Source organism: Streptomyces sp. NBC_00443 (assembly GCF_036014175.1).
GTDB lineage: Bacteria > Actinomycetota > Actinomycetes > Streptomycetales > Streptomycetaceae > Streptomyces.
The window spans coordinates 9,094,596-9,114,791 of record NZ_CP107917.1 but is presented as its reverse complement, the minus strand read 5'-3'; the positions used below and the strand labels follow the sequence as shown (position 1 = coordinate 9,114,791).

Genomic DNA, 20,196 nt, shown 5'->3' with positions numbered 1-20,196 from the left:
GCCGCTATCGGTGGTTCACCGCCGCGCGCCGCTCATCGATGGTTCACCGCCGGCTCCCGGCCTGCGGCGATCGACGAGGGTCGGTGCGTACGTGCGCGCGTACCCCTTGCAGGCCGAACAGGATGAGAAGCTCGACCACGCCGCCGTCGGCGCTGCCCAGCCAGTGGGGCAAGGACGTGTCGAACTCGGCTGCCTCACCGGGCGGCAGCGTCAGATCGCGCTCGCCGGTCACGAGCCGCAGGCGTCCGTTGAGCACATGGAGCCATTCGAAGCCTTCGTGGGTCTGCGGGGTCGGTTCAAGTGGTTCCGGCGAGGCGGGAATGATCATCTTGAACGCGTGCACCCCGCCCGGTCGCCGCGACAGGGGCACGAACGTCATCCCGAACCGCCTGATCGGCTTGAGGTGGATTCGGGGGTCACCGGTGCGCGGGGCGCCGACGAGCTCGTCCAACGGAACGTCATAGGTACGGGCCAGCGGCAGCAGAAGTTCCAGGCTCGGCCGACGCTGCCCGCTCTCCAGCCGGGACACAGTGCTCTCCGACACGCCGGTCGTCGCCGCAAGGTCGGCGAGGGTGATGCCGCAGGCACGACGCAGCGCACGAAGGCGCGGCCCCACACCGTCGAGCACGTCATCGTCCGTCTTGCGATCCATCAGGCCATCTTGCCGTAACCGCAAGATTCCGTGCCAGGTCCCGGAGTGCCTGGCAAGACTGGGCGCATTCCGACACAAGGAGCCGTGATGGCCTTGACGAACACCACCGGTGCGGTCGCGTCCGAGACGAGGTCCACGCGCCGCAACCGCCGACGCGACACCCCGCCGCCCCGCACCGGAAGCAACGAGAGCGAGGTCCTGCGCGGATTCCTCGACTATCTCCGGACCTCGATCGCCGCGAAGGTCGACGGCGCCCGCGAACCGCAGGTGCGAACAGCCGCGGTGCCGTCAGGAACGAACCTGCTCGGACTGCTCAACCATCTGACGTTCGTCGAGCGCTCGATGTTCCTCGGGGAGGACGTCACCGACTGGCAGGCGACGTTCCGAGCCGCACCGGCGGACAGCGTGGCCGATGTCGTCGCCCGCTACCGAGACGCCGTCACGCGCGCGAACGACGTTCTCGACGGGTGCACCGACCTCGACGCACCGGTCCCCCGACCGCAGCCGGACCTTCCCGCTCCCAGCCTCCGCTGGGCACTCACCCACATGATCGAGGAGACCGGCCGGCACGCGGGCCAGGCGGACGTCCTCCGTGAACTCATCGACGGCACGACGGGCCGCTGACCACCTTCTCCAGGACGGGAAGACATGATCACAGCACCACGGCCGTTACCGCGCCGCTTCCTCCGGTCCGCGCGCACGGTGGCAACCGCCATGCTCACCCTCCTACTTACGATCGCTGCCGCAGCCTGTTCCGCGCCGACAGCGGACGACGACGTTCCCGCCCACACCGCCGCCACCCAGGACGACCCCCGGTTCGAGAAGACCTTCCGCCACAAGTTCGCCGACGTCGACGGCGTCCGTATGCATTACGTGACCGGCGGCAGCGGCTCGCCGGTCGTGCTGATACACGGTTGGCCACAGACCTGGTACGGCTGGTGGCCGATCATGCCGGAACTCGCCGAGCACCACACCGTCTACGCTGTCGACCTTCCAGGACTGGGTGACAGCACCGGCTCACCGACCGCTTACGACAAGGCCACACCGGCGCGCTATGTGCGCACGCTGATCGCCGACCGGCTCGGCGTGACTGACGCCCGTGTCATCGGGCACGATTTCGGCGCCGCGGTTGCATTCCAGTACGCCGGCCATTTCCCCGACGACACCGCACGCCTCGGCTATCTCGACCTGCCGCTGCCCGGTCCTGCGATCGACGCACCCACCTACCGCTCACTGAGCTGGCACATCGCCTTTCACTCCCAACGCCGGGTCCCCGAGGCGGTCGTGGGCGACGATGTCCGCGCGTACCTGGGACTGTTCTATCCCCAGGTCTCGTTCGGTGGCACGGCGTTCGGTGGCACCTCCGACCGGTCCCCGTTCACCGACGCCGAGATCAACGAGTACGCACGAACCTACAGCCGGCCCCAGGTCCTGTCGGGCGGCTTCGAGCTCTACCGCGCCCTCGACAAGGACGTCCGCGACACCGTGGCAGCAGCACCGACACGGGTCCCGACGCTGCTCATGACCGCCCAAGGGCAGCTCAATTCGATACGGGGCACGGTGGCCGCGCGCATGACCAACATCGTCCGGGCGGTGGACGTGCCGAACGCCGGGCACTGGCTCGTCGAGGAGAACCCTCGGTTCGTCACCGCCGAGCTCTTGCGCTTCCTCGACGGACGACGACGCCAGCAAGGTGTCGCGGGAACGCCGTCCGCATCCACTCACAGGAGCCCATCACCATGCACCACGGCACGGTCGGTCGACCTCGACCCTGGGGGCGACGACGGCGTCGGTGCCGTCCGCGCCTTCCGGACGGGACGCACCGTGACCGGGGAGCGGCTGACCGAGTAGGTCGAGCGACGCCTCTTGGCCTACGAAGACGCGTTCAACTCGTCGATGCACAACTATCACGCGGGCATCGAACTCAAGCCGACAGCGAGCTCAGGCACGGTCATCCACTGGTACGGCACGTACGAGACGAGTTGGCTGTTGGGCTGGGTCATGCCGCGCTACCTCCAGAAGTTCATGCAGGCCATGGCAGAAGGGCTGGCCCGCCACGCCGAGGAGTCCGAGCCGGCTCGGTTGTTGCGGGAAAAACCCTCAGAGGAAAATGAAGGCCGCACAGGCCATTAACAAAATATGCCGACTCAGTGACGACTGCTGGAAGTTGCCATGGCGGGAAACCATCCGCGCCAATGGAGGCTTGCCATCGCCGGGGTAACCTGACGGCGACTTGCGCCTAAGGGAGATTCGCTGTGTCCACGTTCGTTGTGTTCGATCTTGAATTCACGTCATGGCCGGGGGCACTTGAGCAGGACTGGGGGGCTCCGGGTCAGCTGCGCGAGATCGTGCAGATCGGGGCACTGCGCCTGCGCGAGGACTGTTCCGTCGTCGAGGAGTTCGAGGTGCTGGTGCAGCCCATGGCCAATCCCCGGATTTCCGCTTACTTCACTGATCTCACCGGCATCGACCAGGAGACGCTGGATCGAGAGGCGATTTCCCCGGCAGAGGCACTTGGCGAGTTCCTGGGGTTCTGCCGGGGAGAGTCGGTGCTCTCCTACGGCAATGACATGGTGGTCCTCGGGGAGAACGTGGGCTGGGCACGAGCGCGCGGCGAAGAGGTCAAGAACGGTTACCTCGCTGCTCATTTCCTGAATATCCGACCTTGGTTGAATACTCTCGCGCCGGAGACGGCGACAGCCAACGTGGGTCGCCTGTGGCAGGTGCTCGGTCTCCCCAAGCCCGCAGCCGGTGAAGAGCACTCCGCGCTTTTCGACTGCTTTTCCTTCGCTGCCGCCATTGAATACCTGTGCAGCACCGGCGCCGCCCTGCCCGCCGGGTGTCTGCGGCGTCCTTACGGCGGCTAGCCTCGATCGCCGCAGCCGGGGCCGGAGCGTCGGCTCCCCTGGACCGCCCAACGGAAAAGGCAAGGAGAGTTCTCTCCTTGCCACTCTCAACTTATAGCGCGCCGTGGGGCTTGCCGCAAGACCCGGGTCACGGCGCAGAATCGTCGGCCGATGCCACCACCTGCGGAAACGGGGGCACGACGTGCACGTGTTGTTGTCGACGACAAAGTTGGTGGCGAAGTGACCGAGCAGTACGTGTTGGATCTTCCGGACGTTGACGAGACGCAGGTCGCGGTCGTTGGCGGCAAGGCAGCCCACCTGGGCGGGCTGTCGCGGATCGAAGGCATCCGCGTGCCGGGTGGGTTTTGCGTGACGACGTACGCCTTCCGGCGGATCATGGCGGAAGCGCCGTCGATCGACGAGCGGCTCGATCAGCTGTCGCGCCTGAACCCGGACGACCGGGAGGCGATCCGCACGCTCAGCGGGCAGGTTCGTCGGACCATCGAAGAGATTGCCGTCCCGGGTGATCTCGCGGCGGCGATCACCCGCGCGCTCGGCCGGCTCGGCGAGCAGGAGGCCTACGCCGTCCGGTCCAGTGCGACGGCGGAGGACCTGCCGACGGCCTCCTTTGCCGGACAGCAGGACACGTATCTGAACGTCGTGGGGCCGACGGCGATCCTCCAGCATGTCAGCCGGTGCTGGGCGTCGCTGTTCACCGAGCGGGCCGTGACCTACCGTCAGCGCAACAGCATCGACCACCGTACGGTGCACATGGCCGTGGTCGTGCAGCGGATGGTCTTCCCGCATGCCGCCGGCATCCTGTTCACGGCCGACCCCGTCACGGGCAACCGGACGGTCGCCACCGTGGACGCCGGCTTCGGCCTCGGCGAGGCCCTGGTCGCCGGGCTGGTGAACCCGGACGTCTTCAAGGTGCGGGGCGGCGAGGTCGTCGCCAAGGCGATCGCCGCCAAGCAGCGTGCCGTTCAGGCCCGGCCGGCCGGCGGCACGCAGGAAGTGGCCATCGACCCGCAGCGGCAGGAGCAGCCGGCGCTGACGGATGCGCAGGTCGTGCGGCTGGTGCGGCTCGGGCGGCGGATCGAAGCGCACTTCGGCCGCCCGCAGGACATCGAATGGTGCCTGGGCGACGATGACTTCCAGGATGACTTCCAGATCGTTCAGAGTCGGCCGATCACGACGCTGTTCCCCATCCCCGAGACCGGCGACCAGGAGAATCACGTCTACGTCTCCGTCGGCCATGGGCAGATGATGACCGACCCGATGAAGCCCCTGGGGCTCTCCATGTGGCAGCTGACGGCCATGGTGCCGATGCACGAGGCCGGCGGGAGGCTTTTCGTCGACGTCACCCGGCGCCTCGCCTCGCCCGCGAGCCGCGCCGGCCTCCTGGACGTGCTGGGGAAGGGCGATCCGCTGGTCAGGGATGCTCTGGAGACCGTCCTCGACCGCGACGACTTCGTCCCGTCGGTCCCGGACGCGGATCCCGGCAGGCCGCCGGCCGGTGGTGCGCCCTCCCCGGTCGAGACCGACCGGGACCCGGCCATCGTCACCGAGCTGATCGAGCGCAGCCAGGAGTCCATCGCCGCCCTGGAGCGCGACATCCGGACGAAGAGCGGACCGGAGCTGTTCGACTTCCTGCTGGAGGCGTTCGAGGAGCACAAGCGAGTCCTCGGTGATCCGCTGAACCTTCAGGCGATCATGGCGGGGATGGAGGCCACGTGGTGGCTCAACGACAGGCTGCAGGAGTGGCTGGGCGAGAAGAACGTCGCTGACACCCTGACGCTGTCCGCCCCCGGCAACATCACCTCGGAGATGGGACTGGCGCTGCTCGACGTCGCCGATGTGATCCGCCCGTACTCGGAGGTGGTGGCGTTCCTGGAGGGCGTCGAGGACTACGGCTTCCTGGACGAGCTGGCGAAGCTCGCGGGCGGGACCGAGGCGCGCGACGCCATCGAGGCCTACCTCGGCCGATACGGCATGCGCTGCGTCGGCGAGATCGACATCACGAGGCCGCGGTGGCGTGAGCGCCCCACCACGCTGGTGCCCGTGATCCTCGACCACGTCAGGAACTTCGAGCCGGGCGCCGCCGGGCGGCGCTTCGAGCAGGGGCGGCAGAAGGCGCGGAAGAAGGAACAGGACGTGCTGTCACGCTTGCGGGCCCTCCCGGACGGAGACCGGAAGGCCGACGAGGCAAAGCGGATGATCGACCGGGTCCGAGCCTTCATCGGGTACCGGGAGTACCCGAAGTACGGCATCATCAGCCGCTACTTCGTCTACAAGCAGGCCCTGTCGGAAGAGGCTGAGCGCCTCGTGGAGGCAGGTGTGCTGCCTGAGAAAGAGGACATCTTCTACCTCACGTTCCAGGAACTCCACGACGTCGTGCGCTCGAACCGGGCGGATGGCCGGCTCATCCAGCGGCGCAAGGACGCCTTCCGGTCGTTTCACGCGCTCACACCGCCGCGGGTGCTCACCTCGGATGGCGAGGCCGTCACCGGGGCGTACCGGCGCGACGACGTGCCGGGCGGCGCCCTGGTCGGCCTGCCGGTTTCCGCCGGGACCGTCGAGGGACGGGCCCGCGTCGTCCTGGACATGGCCAACGCCGATCTCGAAGCGGGCGACATCCTGGTCACGCCCTTCACGGACCCCAGCTGGTCACCGCTGTTCGTCGGTATCGCGGGCCTGGTGACGGAGGTGGGCGGCCTGATGACCCATGGCGCGGTGATCGCCCGGGAGTACGGCTTGCCGGCCGTCGTGGGCGTGGAGCGGGCCACCCGGCTGATCCGGAACGGGCAGCGGATCCGCGTGCACGGCACCGACGGGTACGTCGAGATCCTTTCCCCGCCACCTGCCGGACCGCGCCCTTCGTGAACGCCCGAGGCTAGAGCACCGCTTCGAGGATCCCCACGATCTCCCCCTCCGTCGGCTGCCGCGGTGCGTTGCGGGTCACCGCGTCCGTGAGGGCGCCGGAGGCAATCGGGAGCAGCATGTCCGGGCGGACGCCGAGGTCGCGCAGGGGCTGCTTGATGTCGAGGGCGCCGGAGATCTCGCGTACGGCGTCGATCGCGGCGCGGGCCCAGTCGCCGTCGGCGGGCGGGGCGAGGCGGAGTGCGCGGGCGGTCTGCTCGTAGGCGTCCTGGGCGGCCGGGGCGCTGAACTCCAGGACCTCCTCCAGGACGGCGGCGAGGGCGATGCCGTGCGGGGTGCCGGTGTGGGCGGTGAGGGCGTGGCCGATGCCGTGGACCAGGCCCAGGCCGGAGATGGTCAGGGCCTGGCCCGCCAGGTGGGCGCCGAGCATCAACTGGGCGCGGGCTTCCAGGTCCGAGCCGTCACGGTGGGCGGCAGGCAGCCAGCGCCCGACCATGGCCACCGCCTGGGTCGCGTACGCCGCCGAGACCGGGTTGGCGCCGCGTGAGGCCAGGGACTCGATGCCGTGGACGAGGGCGTCGATGCCGGTCGCGGCCGTGATCCGGGCCGGCAGGCCGAGCGTCAGTTCCGGGTCGAGGAGGGCGATCCGGGGCTTGACCGAGGCGTGGCCGATGTACACCTTGCGGCAGGCGGCGGCGTCCTCGATGACGCCGAAGCCGTTGGTCTCCGCGCCCGTGCCCGAGGTGGTGGGGATGGCGATCAGCGGCAGACCGTCGAGCGCATCCCACAACGCGTCCGCGTCGGCCGCCGCCGCGTCGGTGTTGCCGACGAGCAGCGCGATGCCCTTGGCCGCGTCGAGGACCGAGCCCCCGCCGAGGGCGACGACGACTGCCGGGCCGAAGGCACGCGCCCGGGCGGCCCCCTCATCGACGTTGCCGGTGGACGGATTGGCGCCGACGCCGTCGTACACGCCGTGCTCCAGGCCCGCCGTGTCCAGGACCTTGAGCACCTGGTCGACGATACCGGCGGCCCGCAGACCCCGGTCGGTGACGACGAACGCACGGTTCATGCCGAGGGAGGAGACCAGGTCCGGCAGGTGTGCGATGCGGCCGGGGCCGAACTCGATGCGGCAGGTCGGGTCGATGGTCAGCTGGTCGGTGCGGGACTCGCCCATGGCGTTCGGCTCCTGAATACGCGGCGGGACGTGCGGTGCTCGGAAGGGAGAGGGAGTGGGGACTGTGTCCCGCCGGGCCGGCCTGACCGGCCCGGCGGGACACACACGGATCCGGCGGATCACACAGAGCTCAGCGCCGCGTCGTCATGGGCGGCGGTCGGGTTCGGGAGGCGGAACTCCGCTCCGGCCAGGGCTTCGTAGAGACGGACCGGGCTCATCTCGCCGGCCAGGTCTCCGTGGTGCGCCTTGGAGCGGCGGAAGATCTGCTCCACGAGCGCGGACAGTTCCGTGGAGACGCCGACGTCGCGGCCGAGGTCGATGGCGAGTCCGAGGTCCTTGCAGGCGAGGGCCATGGCGAAGGAGTCGTCGTAGTCGCCGTCGGCCAGGACGCACAGGATGTCGTTCTCCAGGAAGTTCGAGGCGGCCGGGCTGGCGAGCAGCGAGCTGCGCAGCACGCCGAGGTCCACGCCCGCCTTCACGCCCATGGCCAGCACCTCGGAGGTGGCGACGAGGTGGCTGAACCACAGCAGGTTGATCATCAGCTTGACCGTGTAGCCGGCGCCGAGCGGGCCCACGTGCAGCACCTTGTCGGGGTCGCCCATCGCTTCGAGCACCGGCAGGCACATGCGGAAGTCGTCCGCCGTCCCGCCGACGAATATCTGCAGCCGCCCGGCCTCGGCGCCGCGCGCCATACCGCTGACGGGGGCGTCCAGGCGGCGTACGCCGCGACGGTCGAGCACCTCGGCGGCGATCCGTTCCGCGGCGGCCGGCGTGGAGGTCGACATGTCGATCCACAGGGCGCCCTCGGGCAGCGCCTCCGCGGCCCCGCCGCGCAGCAGCACGTCCTCGACGATGCGCGGATTCGGCAGCATCGTGACGAGCAGTTCGGCATCGGTGGCGCACGCCGCCGGGGTGTCGGCCCAGCGTGCGCCGAGCGCCAGGTGCTCGGCGGCGGCCTCGGGCCGGGTGTCGTGCACGGTGACCAGGTGTCCCGCGTGGATCAGGTGGCGGGCCATGTGGGTTCCCATGTTGCCCAGTCCGATGAAACCGATCCTCATCGTTGTCCTCGCTACGGCTCTGTAGGGGTGTGCAGGTGAAAGGTGTTCAGGTGAGGGGGTGCAGTGAGGTGGTGGGCCGTTCAGGCCAGGTTGATCCAGGTCGTCTTGAGCGCCGTGTACGCGTCGAGCGCGTGCAGGGACTTGTCGCGTCCGGCGCCGGTGGCCTTGAAGCCGCCGAAGGGGGTGATGACGTCACTGGCGTCGAAGGTGTTGATCCAGACCGTGCCGGCCCGCAGCCGCTTGGCCGTGCGGTGGGCGATGGTGATGTCCCGGGTCCAGACGGAGGCGACGAGCCCGAAGTCGCTCTGGTTCGCCAGCCGTACGCCTTCGTCGACGTCGCCGTCGTACGACACGACGGCCAGGACCGGGCCGAAGATCTCCTCCTGGCCGACGGTGGACGTGTTCGCCACGCCGTCGAGCACCGTCGGCTCGACGAAGGTGCCGCCGGTCTCGGTGAGGATGCGTCCGCCGCCCAGGAGCACCTGCGCCCCGTCCGTCCTGCCGCGCTCGATGTAGCCGAGGATCTTGGCCAGTTGGGCCTCGTCGACGATGGGGCCCATGACGGTGGCAGGGTCGAGCGGGTCGCCGACGCGGAAGGTGTCGGCGGTGATCCGCTGTACGGCGTCGAGGAGTTGGTCCTTCACCGAGGCGTGGACCACGACACGGGAACCCGCGTTGCAGGTCTGTCCCGCGTTGTAGAAGATCCCCCACGCCACGGCGGACGCGGCGGCCTCGATGTCGGCGTCGGCCAGCACGAGCTGCGGCGACTTGCCGCCGGCTTCCACGGCGACCTGCTTGCCGTTGGACTCGCCCGCGTACACCTGGAAGAGCCGGGCGACCTCCGCCGAGCCGGTGAAGGCGATCTTGTCGACCTCGGGGTGGCGGCCGAGGGCCTGCCCCGCGACCTCGCCCCGCCCGGGGATGACGTTGAACACGCCGTGGGGCAGCCCTGCCTCGGTGGCCAGTGCCGCCAGCCGGAGGGCGGCGAGGGAGGTCTGCTCGGCGGGCTTGAGGACGACGCTGTTGCCGGTGGCGAGCGCCGGGGCCAGCTTCCAGCTGGCGATCAGCAGAGCGTAGTTCCACGGCACGACCGCGCCGACGACTCCCAGCGGCTCCCGGGTGATCAACGCCAGCGCGTCACCCGGGGTCGGGGCCACCTCGTCGTACGTCTTGTCGATGGCCTCGGCGTACCAGGCGATGGTCTCGGCGGCCTTGTCCACGTCGATGCGCACCGACTCGGTGATGGGCTTGCCCATCTCCAGGGTGTCCAGCAGCGCCAGTTTTTCGGCGTCAGCCCGGATCAGGTCGGCCCAGCGCAACAGGACGCTCTTGCGTTCCCTCGGCGCCAGGTCACGCCAGCGGCCGTCCTCGAAGGCGGCGCGTGCGGACCGTACCGCCCGGTCGACGTCGTCGGCGCCCGCGGCCTGTACCTCCGCGAGCACCGAACCGTCGCGCGGTGAGACGCTGGTGAAGCTGTCGCCGGAAGTCGCGTCGGTGAAGGTACCGTCGATGAACGGGCGCGCCTCAAAGGTGAGCTTGCTCGCGGCGGCCAGCCACTCGCCGTGGCTGCGCATCAGCAACTCGTCGATCGTGTACGTCACTTGATCCTCCAGCGGTCGATCGCGTCCTCGTCAAGCTCGATGCCGAGACCGGGCTTGTCCGGGATCTCGAGGTCGCCCTCGGCGTTCACGCGGACGGGCTCGGCGAGCATGAAGTCGCGGCGCTCGGGCGTCCAGCCGGGCGGGTCGTAGGGGAACTCGAAGAAGGGGCCGCCGCCGACGCCCGCCGCGACGTGCAGGTTGGCGAGCACGCCGATGCCGTTGGTCCAGCTGTGCGGCGTGAACTGACGGTGCTTCAGCTGTGCCAGCTCGGCAAGGGTGCGGGCGCGGTGCATGCCGATCGCGAGCACCACGTCCATCTGGTAGACGTCCAGGGCGTCCTCTTCGAGGTAGCGCAGCAGCTCAGTGGGCGAGTGGTGCATCTCGCCGGCGGCGATGCGGACGCCGGGGTTCTCGGCGCGCAGCCGCTTGAAGCCGTTCAGGTCGGCGTACGGCAGCGGCTCCTCCACCCAGAACACGTCGAGCTCGGCGAGGCGGGCGATGGTCTTGCGGGTCTTCGCGAGGTCGGAGGCGTTCGCCGTGTCGCCGGCCATCCGCCAGGACTGGTTGAGGTCGACCATGATCTCGAAGCCGGACCCGAGTTCCTCGCGCACGGCACGTACGGCCGCGACGCCCTCGTCGATCCGGTTGCGGTCGATACGGATCTTCAGGGCGCGGAAGCCGGCCTCGCGCACCTTCAGGGCCGTGGCGACACGCTCCTCGGGTGACTTGAGCTCGCCGGAGGAGGCGTATGCCGGCAGTCGCTTCGCCGCGTTGCCGAAGAGTTCCGACACGGGGCGGCCGTGCACCTTGCCGATGATGTCCCACAGTGCCGCTTCCAGGGGCCAGTAGTGGGCTCCGTGGAAGTTGGCGGTCTCGATCGCCTTGACGTGCCGGGTGATGTCGAGCGGGTCCTCGCCGACGAACAGGTGCTTGTACGTGTCGAAGCCGTCCATGAGGTCACCGGAGCCGATGCCGGTGATGCCCTCGTCGGTGTGGACGCGGACGATCGTGGCGTCGAAGTGCCGGCGGGGCTCGGGGTCCCAGGCGGCGCGGAACGGCGGGTCCAGTTCGAGGCGCAGCCGGTCCAGGGTGATGTCTGTGATCTTCATCGGGCGAGCACCTCGGCGGTCGGCGTGTAGAACGGGTTCGTCGGTCCCTGCTTGGCGGCAGCCTGTACGTCGGAGACGGTGGGGGTGCCGGTCACGGCGGCCTGTATCGCGTCGTGGGCGGCGGCACGCTGGTTGCGGAAGGATTCGTCCAGGTCGTCGACCGCGGGGTTGATCCACATCGCGGCGATGATCAGCAGGTCGTCGGCGTCCTCGGCGGGGATCAGCCCTGCGTCGACCGCGTCCGAGACCCCCTGCGCCAGCCCGGCCTGGGCGGAACCCCAGGTGGCACGCTGGTGCAGCTCGCCCTCCGCGGCGGCCTTGGCCACGAACAGGGTCAGCGGCTTCACGGGGACGGACGGCCGTACGACCGTCATGAACGGGACGTGCCCGGCGCTCGGTGTGGCCAGCGCCGTCGCCCAGGCGGTCTCGACGGGGCCGCCCTTGCGTCCGATCACGACGTTCGTGTGGGCGGCGTTGGCGCCCTCACCGACGAAGGACTCGCCGATGAGCGCGGTCGGGGCAAAGGGCGAAGGCATGGGATCTCCTGGATCTCCGGGAGCGGGGAGCTGTGACGGGCCGGTGGACCCGGCGAGTGAGCGCAAAGCTCGCATACCTCGCAGTTCATCCGGCTCGATGCGGCGAATCTAGGTCGGCCGCCACCTCGTCGCAAGGCGGTCACGGGAATCGAAATGCCGGTTGCTCTCCTGACAACTTCGTGCCTGACCTGGGGGTTCCTCAGCCGGTGTGCCCGCATACGATGACCCACGTGACCGACTCTTCCTCGGCCTCCCGCGGACATGGCCTGCGCCGCGACATCGACCTGCTGGAGGCGCTCGCGTCCGACGAGGCGCAGAACGCCGGCGGCCTCGGCGTCGTACGCCTCGCGCAGCTGGTGGGCCGCGAGAAGACCCAGGTCTCCCGGGCCCTGAAGGCCCTCGCCGCCGAGGGCATCGTCGAGCGTGACCCCGACACCCTGGAGTACCGGCTGGGCTGGCGGCTGTTCTCGCTGGTGGCCCGCACCTCCGAGAGCCGCCTCGTGCGGGTGGCCGAGCCGGTCATGCACACCCTGTCGGCGGATCTGGAGGAGACCAGCCACCTGTGTGTGCTCAGCGACCGCGAAGTACTCACCCTGCTGTCGGTCTCCGGGCACTCCTTCCGTGTCCACGGCTGGGAGGGACGCGGGGTGCCCGCCTGGCGGCTGTCCGCGGGTCGTGTCCTGCTCGCCGACGCGACGCCCGACGAGCTGTACGTCCGCTTCGGCACGACCGGTGAGATGCCGGTGCAGGAGCTGTGGGCCCTCATCCAGGACGCCAAGCGGCTGGGCTACGCGCGGGTGAGCGAGGAGTTCGAGGAGGACCTGGTCGGGGTGTCGGCGCCGGTGCGTGACTTCCGGGGCCGGGTGGTGGCGGCCATCAACATCTCCGCCCCCATGTCCCGGCTCGGCGACCGTCTCGACGTGGCGGGGCGTACGACGGCTCGGGCGGCGGGACGGGTGTCGTCGCTGCTGGGCTGGGAACCGCGGCGCACTCCGCAGTTGCGGGCCCGGCTCACCTGACGACTCCACCGCTCTCCGTGCTCCCGCGCAGGGTCGGCGAGCGAGTTGCCCTCACAGCAACCACGGTTGCGATCCGCCGAGGTTGTCTTGTCGGCCCCATGACGCCCTCGTAAATTCACCGCGCATCGGACGAGCCCCCGTCCGGAACGGAGAAAAGAGCAGCTCATGAACCTCGCCGGCATCGACCTCCTGGCCAAGGCCCCGCTCGCCGAAGGCGATGTGTTCCTCGGCGGCCGCTGGCTCCCGGCCGCCGACGGACGGACGTACCCCGTCCACGACCCGGCCACCGGCGACCTGGTCCGCGAGGTCTCCTCGGCGGGACCGGAGGACGCCCGCGCGGCGATCGAGGCGGCTCGGTCGGCCGCCGCCGGCTGGCGTACGACACCACCCCGGCGCCGTTCGGAGATCCTGCACACCGCCTTCGAGCTGATGCGCGAGCACGCGGACACCCTCGCCCGGCTGATCGTGCTGGAGAACGGCAAGGCCTACCGCGACGCGGCGGGCGAAGTCGCCTACGCCGCCGAGTTCTTCCGCTGGTTCGCCGAGGAAGCGGTCCGGATCGGCTCCTCCTTCGCGGACGCACCGGCCGGCGGCTTCCGGCACGTCGTACGCAAGCACCCCGTCGGCGTCACCGCCTTCGTGACGCCCTGGAACTTCCCCGCAGCCATGGCCACCCGGAAGATCGCCCCGGCGCTCGCGGCGGGCTGCCCCGTCCTGCTCAAGCCCGCGCCGGAGACCCCGCTCACCGCACTCGCCATCGCCGCTCTCCTCGCCGAAGCCGGCCTGCCCGAAGGGCTGTTGAACGTCCTGCCGACCGACCGCGCCCCCGAGGTGGTCTCCGCCTGGCTCGGTGACGAACGGGTCCGCAAGTTCTCGTTCACGGGCTCCACCGCAACCGGCAGGCTGCTCCTGGAGCAGGCCGCGGAGAACGTCGTCAACGTGACCATGGAACTGGGTGGCAACGCCCCCTTCGTCGTCTGCGAGGACGCCGACATCGAGGCGGCGGTGAGCGGCGCGATGGACGCCAAGATGCGCGGCGGCGGCGAAGTCTGCATCGCCGCCAACCGGTTCTACGTCCACGAGTCGGTCGCCGCCGAGTTCACCGAGAAGTTCGGCGCCGCCATGGCCGCCGTACGCACGGGCCCCGGCCTGGAGGAGGGCGTCACGCTCGGTCCCATGGTCAACCGGGCGGCCGTCGACAAGATCCGCTCGCTCGTCGACGACGCCGTCGGGCGCGGCGCGAAGATCGCCGCGCAGGGCACCACGCCCGACGGGCCCGGCCACTTCCACCCGGCGACCGTCCTCGTCGACGTGCCCGACGACGCCCGCATCCTGCACGAGGAGGTCTTCGGACCGGTGGCGCCCCTCACCACGTTCACCGACGAGGACGAGATGCTGGCGCGCGCCAACGCGACGGTGCACGGTCTCGCCTCGTACGTCTACTCCCGCGACGTCGGCCGCGCCCTGCGGATCGCCGAACGCCTGGAGGCGGGCATGGTCGGCGTCAACCGCGGTCTGCTGTCCGACCCCGCGGCCCCGTTCGGCGGCGTCAAGCAGTCCGGTCTCGGCCGGGAAGGCGGCCGCGAAGGCATCGAGGCCTTCCTGGAGACGCAGTACATCGCCCTCGACTGGCCGCTCTGATCACGGCACTCCCCCGCTCTGCCTCCTGCCCTCCCCCTCGGCTCACGCCGCTCAGGACAAGGACCGCCCATGGCAATGACGCCTGCGACCCAGAATCAGCCCAGCACCCCGGAAGTCCCCGACTTCACGCGTGAACGCCGCCGTCTGCACACCAAGTTGAAGCTCGCCACCCAGATCGGGCAGGGCATCGACGGCTACATCATCGGCGGCATCGGCATGGCGATGACCGCGCTGACCGCCGACCTCCACCTCTCGCCCCTCATGCAGGGGCTGGTCGGCGCCTCCCCACTGATCGGCATCTTCGTCGGCGGGCCTCTCTTCGGGCGGCTCGCGGACCGGTTCGGCCGCCGCCCCGTGTTCCTCGTCGACATGCTGATCTTCCTGATCGGCTCGGTCCTGCAGTTCTTCGTCGCCGACGGACTCCAACTGTTCCTGATCCGCCTGCTGATGGGCGTGGCGATCGGCGGCGAGTACGCGATCGGCGCGCCGCTGCTGTCCGAGTACGCGCCTCGACAGGGCCGCGGCCGGCTGCTGGCAAGCCTGGAGATCAGCTGGTACGTCGGCTACGCGCTGGCGACCGTCGTCGGCGCCCTCTTCGCCGAGGTCGACGGCGGCTGGCGCTGGTCGCTGGCCAGCAGCGCGGTCATCGCCGTGGTGTGCGTGGCGCTGCGCGGTGGCATCCCGGAGTCGGCGCGCTGGCTGCTGAGCAAGGGGCGCCGCGAGGAAGCGGAGGCGTTGATCGAGAAGTACGGCATCGAGGTCGACGTCGAAGCGGAACTCGAGGAGCGTGATGCCCCCGCGAAGGAGGGGTTCGGTGCGCTGTTCCATCGACGGCACCTGCGCAGCACCGTGTTCGCGAGCGTCTTCTGGGCGGCTCTGGTGCTGCCGTACTTCGCCATCGGCACGTTCTGGACCCAGGTCTTCGAGGCCCTCAACATGGGTGACAACGCGGTCGCGGCACTGCTCGTCTACTCCTTCACCGCTGTGGCCGGCGTGACGGCGGGCTGCCTCGTCGTCGACCGGATCGGCCGCCGCAGGCTGCTCATCCCGCCGTTCTGGATCACCGCCGGCTGTCTGGCCCTGGTCGCGTTGTGGCCGACGTCGACGCCGGTCATCGTCGGCGGATTCCTGTTCTTCATCTTTCTCAACGCCGCTTCGAGCGCACTGACCGCGGTCTATCCGCTGGAGGTCTTCCCGACCGCCCTGCGCACCACGGGCGTCGGCTTCGCCACCGCGATGAGCCGGGTCGGAGCGGCCATCGGCACCTTCCTGCTCCCGATGGGACTGGAGCGGTTCGGGGCGGAGTTCGTGCTCCTCATCGGTGCGGGTGTCCTCGCCGTCGGTGGTCTGGTCTCGCAGTTCCTCGCCCCCGAGACCACGGACATGGACCTCGCCAGGGCGGCGCGCAAGGCACGCGGGCCCGTGAGCGGCGCAGACCAGAAGTAGAGCGAAGGCTGAGATGGATGGTCCCTCGCGGGCATGAGCCTGCGAGGGACTTCCCCGTCCGGTGGACCCTGTGTCAGGCGTACGGGTCGAAGGGGATGGCGGACGGCTTGGAGTGGGCGAGGGCGTACGCGAAGTCGCCGTCGTCGATCTTGATGCTGGCCGAACCGAAGTCGGCGCTCATGAGCTTGTCCCGGTATCCGGCCGGGTAGCCGTTCCAGCCGACGAGGCGGGGGAAGAACCAGCCGCCCGTGGCGTTCTCCGGCGGTTCGTCGGCGCTGTTGGCGAAGCGGAAGCAGTGGGTCGAGACGCCGTCCTTGTGGTAGACGATCTTCGGGTGGGTGCCGTCGAAGCGGACCGACGAGCGGGCGGCCACCTGGTAGCCGGAGTGCTGGGACACCGACACGTACTGGGCCTCGTCGTTGTTGACCCACACCACGACGTGCTCCCAGTCGTGGGTGTGCCCGATGGCCGCCGGGCCCAGGGTCGCCTGGTCCTTCTCGAAGTAGCTGGCGTACATCACGGCGCACCAGCCGTTGTTGCACTTCGCGCGGGAGTAGGTGTTGGCGTTGGCCAGCTGGGCGTAGTCGTGGCATTTGCCGTTGACGTCACCGCCTAGTTTGAGGCCGGGGTTGATGGTGCCGTCGGCGCCTATGGCCGCGGTGGCGTAGCAGCCGTCGCCGTCGTAGTCGTAGGCGGGTGAGAAGGTCTGTTCCATGCCGTCGGCGTTCTGGGGCAGCAGGGTCAGAACGCCGGCCTGGGCACTGGCCGGGACCGCCACGACGAGCGTTGCCGCGCCGACCGTGCCGAGGAGGACCCGGGCGAGGGATCTCAACGTACGCATTACAGCTCCTGGGTTGAGGGACGGCGTCAGCAGTAGAGGTTGCCGCCCGGGGTGACGCCGAGGATCTGCGTGAAGCGCTGGTAGGCGTCGACGCGGCTCTGGACCTGCGCCGGGTTCTTGCCGTCGCACTCCAGGGAGCCGTTGATGCTGCGGATGGTCTGACCGAAGCCGGCCTGGTTCACCATGGCGTTGTGGGGGGTCATGGTGCCGGGGCCGGACTGGGTGTTCCAGTACCACAGACCGGTCTTCCAGGCGACGGCCGACTCGTTCTGCACCCGCCAGGGATTGTTGAGCAGGTCGATGCCGAGCGCGTCGCCCGCGGCCTTGTAGTTGAAGTTCCACGACAGCTGGATCGGACCGCGCCCGTAGTACGCCGCTTGACCCGCGGGGCAGCCGTAGGGACGGCTCCAGTCGCAGTAGTGGGGATAGTTGGATGTGTTCTGCTCGACGATGTGCACGAGCCCGCCGGTCTCGTGGTTGGCGTTGGCGAGGAAGGCCGCCGCCTCCTGCTTCTTCACCGTGTCACTGCCGGTGTTGGCGAAGCCGGGGTAGGCACTGAGGGCGGCGGTCAGACCGCCGTACGAGTAGAACGAATTCCGGTTCGGGAACATCTGGTTGAACTGCGACTCGCTCACGACGAACCCGGACGGGTTGCCGCCGCCTCCACTCGCCGGAGCGCTCCACTTCTGGTTGGCGGCGCCGGTGCAGCTCCAGATCTGCAGCCGGGTGCCGTTGGCGCTGCTGTTCTCCCGCACGTCGAGGCACTTGTTCGCGGCCGGGTTCACGATGTCGCGGGCCGCGGTGACCACCCACTGCTGGTTGGCGCCGCCCGAGCAGTCCCACAGCTGGACCACCGCGCCGTCGGCGGTGCTGCGGTCGACGACGTCCAGGCACTTGCCGAGCGCACGCAGGGTTCCGTCACCCTGGTTGGACCAGATCTGGGCGCCCGAGCCGTTGCAGTCGTAGAGCTGTACGGCGGTGCCGTTGGCGTTGCTTGCGCCTGCCACGTCGACGCACTTGCCGGCCAGTCCGGTGATCGTGCCGTCGGCCGCCTGGGCGGGCGTCACGGTGAACAGCGTGGTGAGAACCGCGGAGAGAACGGCGAAGACCGTGAACCGGCCGACGGGACCGCGTCTGGTACCGGACCGTCTGTGGTGGGAGAGAGGCATGGTCGAGGACGCTCCTTTGGTGCGCTGAGGGGCCGAGGGCCGGCGGGGGTTGGCTGGATCAGCCGGTGTAGCCGGCGAACACGCGGGTGAAGTCCCAGTCGGACTGGTTCACGCCGGAGCAGCTGTCGGCGGGGCCGCCGGTGCACGGGCGGTCGCGGTTGGCCGACCAGAAGGTCAGCCGTGCCAGGTGGTGTTGCTGGGCGTAGGCGAGCATGGTGCGGAAGTCGTTGACCGTGACGGTCTCGTTCTGGTCGGTGATGCCGTTCATGGACGAGATGCCCATGGACCGGTAGGCCTGGTCGTCGGTGTAGCCGTAGGCGCTCTTCAGCGAGTTCTTCAGGCCCTCGGCCGCCTGCACGGAGAGGTTGCCCATGTTCTGACCGGCGCCGTCGAAATTGAACGGCATGATGGTCCAGCCGTCCACGCTCAGCCCCGAGTTCGCCGCCCGGTTGATCAGGCTGGTGTCGGGACCGTTCTGGCCCGTGCCGATGGTGACGTAGACCTTGAGGCCGGAATTGTTCGCCTTGACGGTCTTCAGGGCGTCGACGGTGCGCTGTTGCACGGTCGGGTTGCTGTAGGCCTCGGCTTCGATGTCGATGTCGATGGCCTTCAGGCCGTAGGCGCTGATGACCTTCTGGTAGGCGGCGGCCAGTTCGCTCGCGGTGGAACAGGAGCTCTCCAGCTTGTTGCCGCTCCAGCCGCCGAAGGACGGGATGACGTCACCGCCGTTCGCCCGCACGGTGTTGACCGTCTGCTGGTCGACTCCGCCGGTCAGCGCGCGGCTGCCGTCCCATTGAGGGTTGCAGTAGCCGTTGCTGAGGACGAAGGCGAGGGTGAAGTACTTCACGCCGGTGGCGTTGGTGACCGTGGTGGGGTTCGGCGGGCTCCCCCAGCCGTTGTAGAGGTACGGCGCCACGGCCATCGGCGCGGAGGGTGTGTTGCCGTCGCCGGGCGCGGGTGCGGTCCACTTCTGGTTGGCGCCGCCGCAGCAGCTCCAGATCTGGATGCGGGTGCCGTTCGCGGGGTTGTTGTCGGTCACGTCCAGGCACTTGTCCGCCTGCGGGTTGACGATGTCGCCCCCTGAGGAGACGGACCACTTCTGGTTGGCACCGCCGGTACAGCTCCACAGCTGCACCTTGGCCCCGTTCGCGGTCGAACTGCCGCTGACGTCAAGGCACTTGCCGAGCGCCCTGATGGTGCCGTCGCTGCCGACCGTCCACTGCTGGGCGGCGGTGCCGTTGCAGTCGTAGAGCTGTACGGCTGTGCCGTTGGCGGAGTTGGCTCCGGCGACGTCGAGGCACTTCCCGGCGAGGCCGGTGACGGTGCCGGTGGCGGCCTGCGCGGGCGACGCGGTGAGCAGGCCGGTGGCGAGACAGAGCACGGTGAGAGAGCAGGCTGCGGGGAGAGGTCTGGGCATGCGCGCGGAGAGCCCTTCGTGGGGGGTGAACGACCGATGCGCCTTCACCTCGTGAACGGTGAGTGCGTCGCACGGTGCCTGGCTGACCCGTGAACCTAAAGGTATGGACCATTTTCGTCAAGACATGAAGTAAGCCGTGAGGAAAGTGACTTGGAGCCTCCGGTCAGCCGCCTCCGCGCCTCCCGCAGGCGGCTGACAGGATGCATCGCATGGCGAACACCCAGTCGATCACCTATGCGCGGATTGCCGAAGTCCTCACCGATCTCGGCATGATCACCAAAGAGCAGGCCCGGAGGGTCCTGGACCAGGCCGCCGCCTACGCGACCGAGCCGATGGAGCGACGCCATGAAATCGCCGACGCCCTCGAATCCTTCGGCGTGGCCGTGTCCATCCACTCCGACGACGTCGACTTCGCCGACGAGCACTACGAATGGCTGCTCAGCGAGGCCGCAGCCCTCACGGGCGGCAGCGTCACTGTCTCCGACTACCGCTTCGACAAGGCGAACCCGGACGACGAGGACTGCGGCCTGGGAACGATGCACTTCGCATGCAACGGCCGGCCCCTCTCCTTCGGCATCGAGCAGGAGTCGAACGACTACCTCGACATGGGAGCGGCGCAGCAGGCCATCGAATCGCTCACCGCCCCTGACGACCCTCGGGAGTTCCGCTGCGTCGAGCAGGAAGGCTCGGACCTCGGCGACGACTTCATGGTCCTGGCAACGGCCGAGCAGCGGGACGGCCTCCTACGACACCTGGGCATCGTGTTCGAAGCCCCCTTGCGCTGAAGCCGCCGTCCGCGACCTCGAA

General features: G+C 69.3%; 18 protein-coding genes. 9 read left to right on the top strand and 9 right to left on the bottom strand.

The annotated features are described in order from the left end of the window. Positions 1–43 precede the first annotated feature (43 nt). Complete coding sequence (locus tag OHO27_RS41530) at positions 44–652, bottom strand: helix-turn-helix domain-containing protein (protein WP_328430069.1); 609 nt, start codon at positions 650–652, stop codon at positions 44–46. A gap of 87 nt (positions 653–739) precedes the next feature. On the opposite strand from OHO27_RS41530, the gene OHO27_RS41525 reads away from it, so the two are divergent. The 5 genes from OHO27_RS41525 to rph all read left to right on the top strand — a co-directional run bounded on the left by OHO27_RS41525 (position 740) and on the right by rph (position 6,381). Further along, positions 740–1,276, top strand: coding sequence for a DinB family protein (locus OHO27_RS41525; protein WP_328430068.1), 537 nt, complete (start codon positions 740–742; stop codon positions 1,274–1,276). Between the two features lie 24 nt (positions 1,277–1,300). After that, the gene (locus OHO27_RS41520) at positions 1,301–2,503 is read left to right on the top strand and encodes an alpha/beta fold hydrolase (RefSeq protein WP_328430067.1); all 1,203 of its coding nucleotides are present in this window, start codon (positions 1,301–1,303) and stop codon (positions 2,501–2,503) included. A gap of 15 nt (positions 2,504–2,518) precedes the next feature. Further along, positions 2,519–2,785 (top strand): SRPBCC family protein, encoded by a 267-nt coding sequence (locus tag OHO27_RS41515; protein ID WP_328430066.1) that lies wholly within the window; start codon positions 2,519–2,521, stop codon positions 2,783–2,785. A gap of 122 nt (positions 2,786–2,907) precedes the next feature. Next, complete coding sequence (locus tag OHO27_RS41510; RefSeq protein ID WP_328430065.1) at positions 2,908–3,519, top strand: exonuclease domain-containing protein; 612 nt, start codon at positions 2,908–2,910, stop codon at positions 3,517–3,519. A 219-nt stretch (positions 3,520–3,738) separates the two neighbouring features. Beyond that, a complete protein-coding gene (gene rph / locus OHO27_RS41505) occupies positions 3,739–6,381 on the top strand; it encodes a rifamycin-inactivating phosphotransferase (RefSeq protein WP_328430064.1) in 2,643 nt (880 codons plus the stop codon). A gap of 10 nt (positions 6,382–6,391) precedes the next feature. On the opposite strand, the gene OHO27_RS41500 is transcribed toward rph, so the two are convergent. The 5 genes from OHO27_RS41500 to fae form a co-directional block, all read right to left on the bottom strand. Further along, positions 6,392–7,552 carry an iron-containing alcohol dehydrogenase family protein gene (locus OHO27_RS41500; RefSeq protein WP_328430063.1) on the bottom strand — a complete coding sequence of 387 codons (1,161 nt, stop codon included), beginning with the start codon at positions 7,550–7,552 and terminating at the stop codon, positions 6,392–6,394. A gap of 119 nt (positions 7,553–7,671) precedes the next feature. Continuing rightward, positions 7,672–8,610: an NAD(P)-dependent oxidoreductase gene (locus tag OHO27_RS41495; protein WP_328430062.1), complete on the bottom strand. Its 939-nt coding sequence runs from the start codon at positions 8,608–8,610 to the stop codon at positions 7,672–7,674. A gap of 80 nt (positions 8,611–8,690) precedes the next feature. Further along, positions 8,691–10,211, bottom strand: coding sequence for an aldehyde dehydrogenase (locus tag OHO27_RS41490; protein WP_328430061.1), 1,521 nt, complete (start codon positions 10,209–10,211; stop codon positions 8,691–8,693). Continuing rightward, positions 10,208–11,320: a mandelate racemase/muconate lactonizing enzyme family protein gene (locus tag OHO27_RS41485; RefSeq protein ID WP_328430060.1), complete on the bottom strand. Its 1,113-nt coding sequence runs from the start codon at positions 11,318–11,320 to the stop codon at positions 10,208–10,210. Before OHO27_RS41485 ends, OHO27_RS41490 begins: the two co-directional genes overlap by 4 nt. Further along, positions 11,317–11,856 (bottom strand): formaldehyde-activating enzyme, encoded by a 540-nt coding sequence (gene fae, locus OHO27_RS41480; RefSeq protein ID WP_328430059.1) that lies wholly within the window; start codon positions 11,854–11,856, stop codon positions 11,317–11,319. The genes OHO27_RS41485 and fae overlap by 4 nt, the downstream gene beginning before the upstream one ends. 221 nt (positions 11,857–12,077) lie before the next feature. Between fae and OHO27_RS41475 the strand changes: the two genes are divergently transcribed. The 3 genes from OHO27_RS41475 (at position 12,078) to OHO27_RS41465 (ending at position 15,962) form a co-directional block, all read left to right on the top strand. Then, the gene (locus OHO27_RS41475) at positions 12,078–12,875 is read left to right on the top strand and encodes an IclR family transcriptional regulator (RefSeq protein WP_328430058.1); all 798 of its coding nucleotides are present in this window, start codon (positions 12,078–12,080) and stop codon (positions 12,873–12,875) included. Between the two features lie 165 nt (positions 12,876–13,040). Continuing rightward, positions 13,041–14,516: an NAD-dependent succinate-semialdehyde dehydrogenase gene (locus OHO27_RS41470; RefSeq protein ID WP_328430057.1), complete on the top strand. Its 1,476-nt coding sequence runs from the start codon at positions 13,041–13,043 to the stop codon at positions 14,514–14,516. A 69-nt stretch (positions 14,517–14,585) separates the two neighbouring features. Continuing rightward, positions 14,586–15,962 carry an MFS transporter gene (locus OHO27_RS41465; RefSeq protein WP_328430056.1) on the top strand — a complete coding sequence of 459 codons (1,377 nt, stop codon included), beginning with the start codon at positions 14,586–14,588 and terminating at the stop codon, positions 15,960–15,962. A gap of 73 nt (positions 15,963–16,035) precedes the next feature. Here the strand turns inward: OHO27_RS41465 and OHO27_RS41460 are convergent, their stop codons facing one another. From OHO27_RS41460 to OHO27_RS41450, 3 genes are read right to left on the bottom strand one after another with little or no spacing between them, the layout of a single operon-like run. Further along, positions 16,036–16,803 carry an NPP1 family protein gene (locus OHO27_RS41460; RefSeq protein ID WP_328430055.1) on the bottom strand — a complete coding sequence of 256 codons (768 nt, stop codon included), beginning with the start codon at positions 16,801–16,803 and terminating at the stop codon, positions 16,036–16,038. A gap of 26 nt (positions 16,804–16,829) precedes the next feature. Beyond that, complete coding sequence (locus OHO27_RS41455) at positions 16,830–17,972, bottom strand: glycoside hydrolase family 19 protein (protein ID WP_328430054.1); 1,143 nt, start codon at positions 17,970–17,972, stop codon at positions 16,830–16,832. Between the two features lie 58 nt (positions 17,973–18,030). Then, the gene (locus OHO27_RS41450) at positions 18,031–19,389 is read right to left on the bottom strand and encodes a lectin (protein WP_328430053.1); all 1,359 of its coding nucleotides are present in this window, start codon (positions 19,387–19,389) and stop codon (positions 18,031–18,033) included. Positions 19,390–19,598: 209 nt separating this feature from the next. Here OHO27_RS41450 and OHO27_RS41445 point away from each other — a divergent pair, with 209 nt between their 5' ends. Continuing rightward, positions 19,599–20,174, top strand: coding sequence for a hypothetical protein (locus tag OHO27_RS41445; RefSeq protein ID WP_328430052.1), 576 nt, complete (start codon positions 19,599–19,601; stop codon positions 20,172–20,174). Positions 20,175–20,196: the final 22 nt, after the last annotated feature.

Bases quoted from the DNA above. Each gene is read 5' to 3' on its own strand.
- OHO27_RS41450 (WP_328430053.1), bottom strand. From the start codon at position 19,389: ATGCCCAGACCTCTCCCCGCAGCCTGCTCTCTCACCGTGCTCTGTCTC.
- OHO27_RS41485 (WP_328430060.1), bottom strand. From the start codon at position 11,320: ATGAAGATCACAGACATCACCCTGGACCGGCTGCGCCTCGAACTGGAC.
- OHO27_RS41520 (WP_328430067.1), top strand. From the start codon at position 1,301: ATGATCACAGCACCACGGCCGTTACCGCGCCGCTTCCTCCGGTCCGCG.
- OHO27_RS41470 (WP_328430057.1), top strand. From the start codon at position 13,041: ATGAACCTCGCCGGCATCGACCTCCTGGCCAAGGCCCCGCTCGCCGAA.
- OHO27_RS41500 (WP_328430063.1), bottom strand. From the start codon at position 7,552: ATGGGCGAGTCCCGCACCGACCAGCTGACCATCGACCCGACCTGCCGC.
- OHO27_RS41455 (WP_328430054.1), bottom strand. From the start codon at position 17,972: ATGCCTCTCTCCCACCACAGACGGTCCGGTACCAGACGCGGTCCCGTC.
- OHO27_RS41465 (WP_328430056.1), top strand. From the start codon at position 14,586: ATGGCAATGACGCCTGCGACCCAGAATCAGCCCAGCACCCCGGAAGTC.
- fae (WP_328430059.1), bottom strand. From the start codon at position 11,856: ATGCCTTCGCCCTTTGCCCCGACCGCGCTCATCGGCGAGTCCTTCGTC.
- OHO27_RS41475 (WP_328430058.1), top strand. From the start codon at position 12,078: ATGACCCACGTGACCGACTCTTCCTCGGCCTCCCGCGGACATGGCCTG.
- OHO27_RS41530 (WP_328430069.1), bottom strand. From the start codon at position 652: ATGGATCGCAAGACGGACGATGACGTGCTCGACGGTGTGGGGCCGCGC.
- OHO27_RS41445 (WP_328430052.1), top strand. From the start codon at position 19,599: ATGGCGAACACCCAGTCGATCACCTATGCGCGGATTGCCGAAGTCCTC.
- OHO27_RS41495 (WP_328430062.1), bottom strand. From the start codon at position 8,610: ATGAGGATCGGTTTCATCGGACTGGGCAACATGGGAACCCACATGGCC.
- OHO27_RS41525 (WP_328430068.1), top strand. From the start codon at position 740: ATGGCCTTGACGAACACCACCGGTGCGGTCGCGTCCGAGACGAGGTCC.
- OHO27_RS41460 (WP_328430055.1), bottom strand. From the start codon at position 16,803: ATGCGTACGTTGAGATCCCTCGCCCGGGTCCTCCTCGGCACGGTCGGC.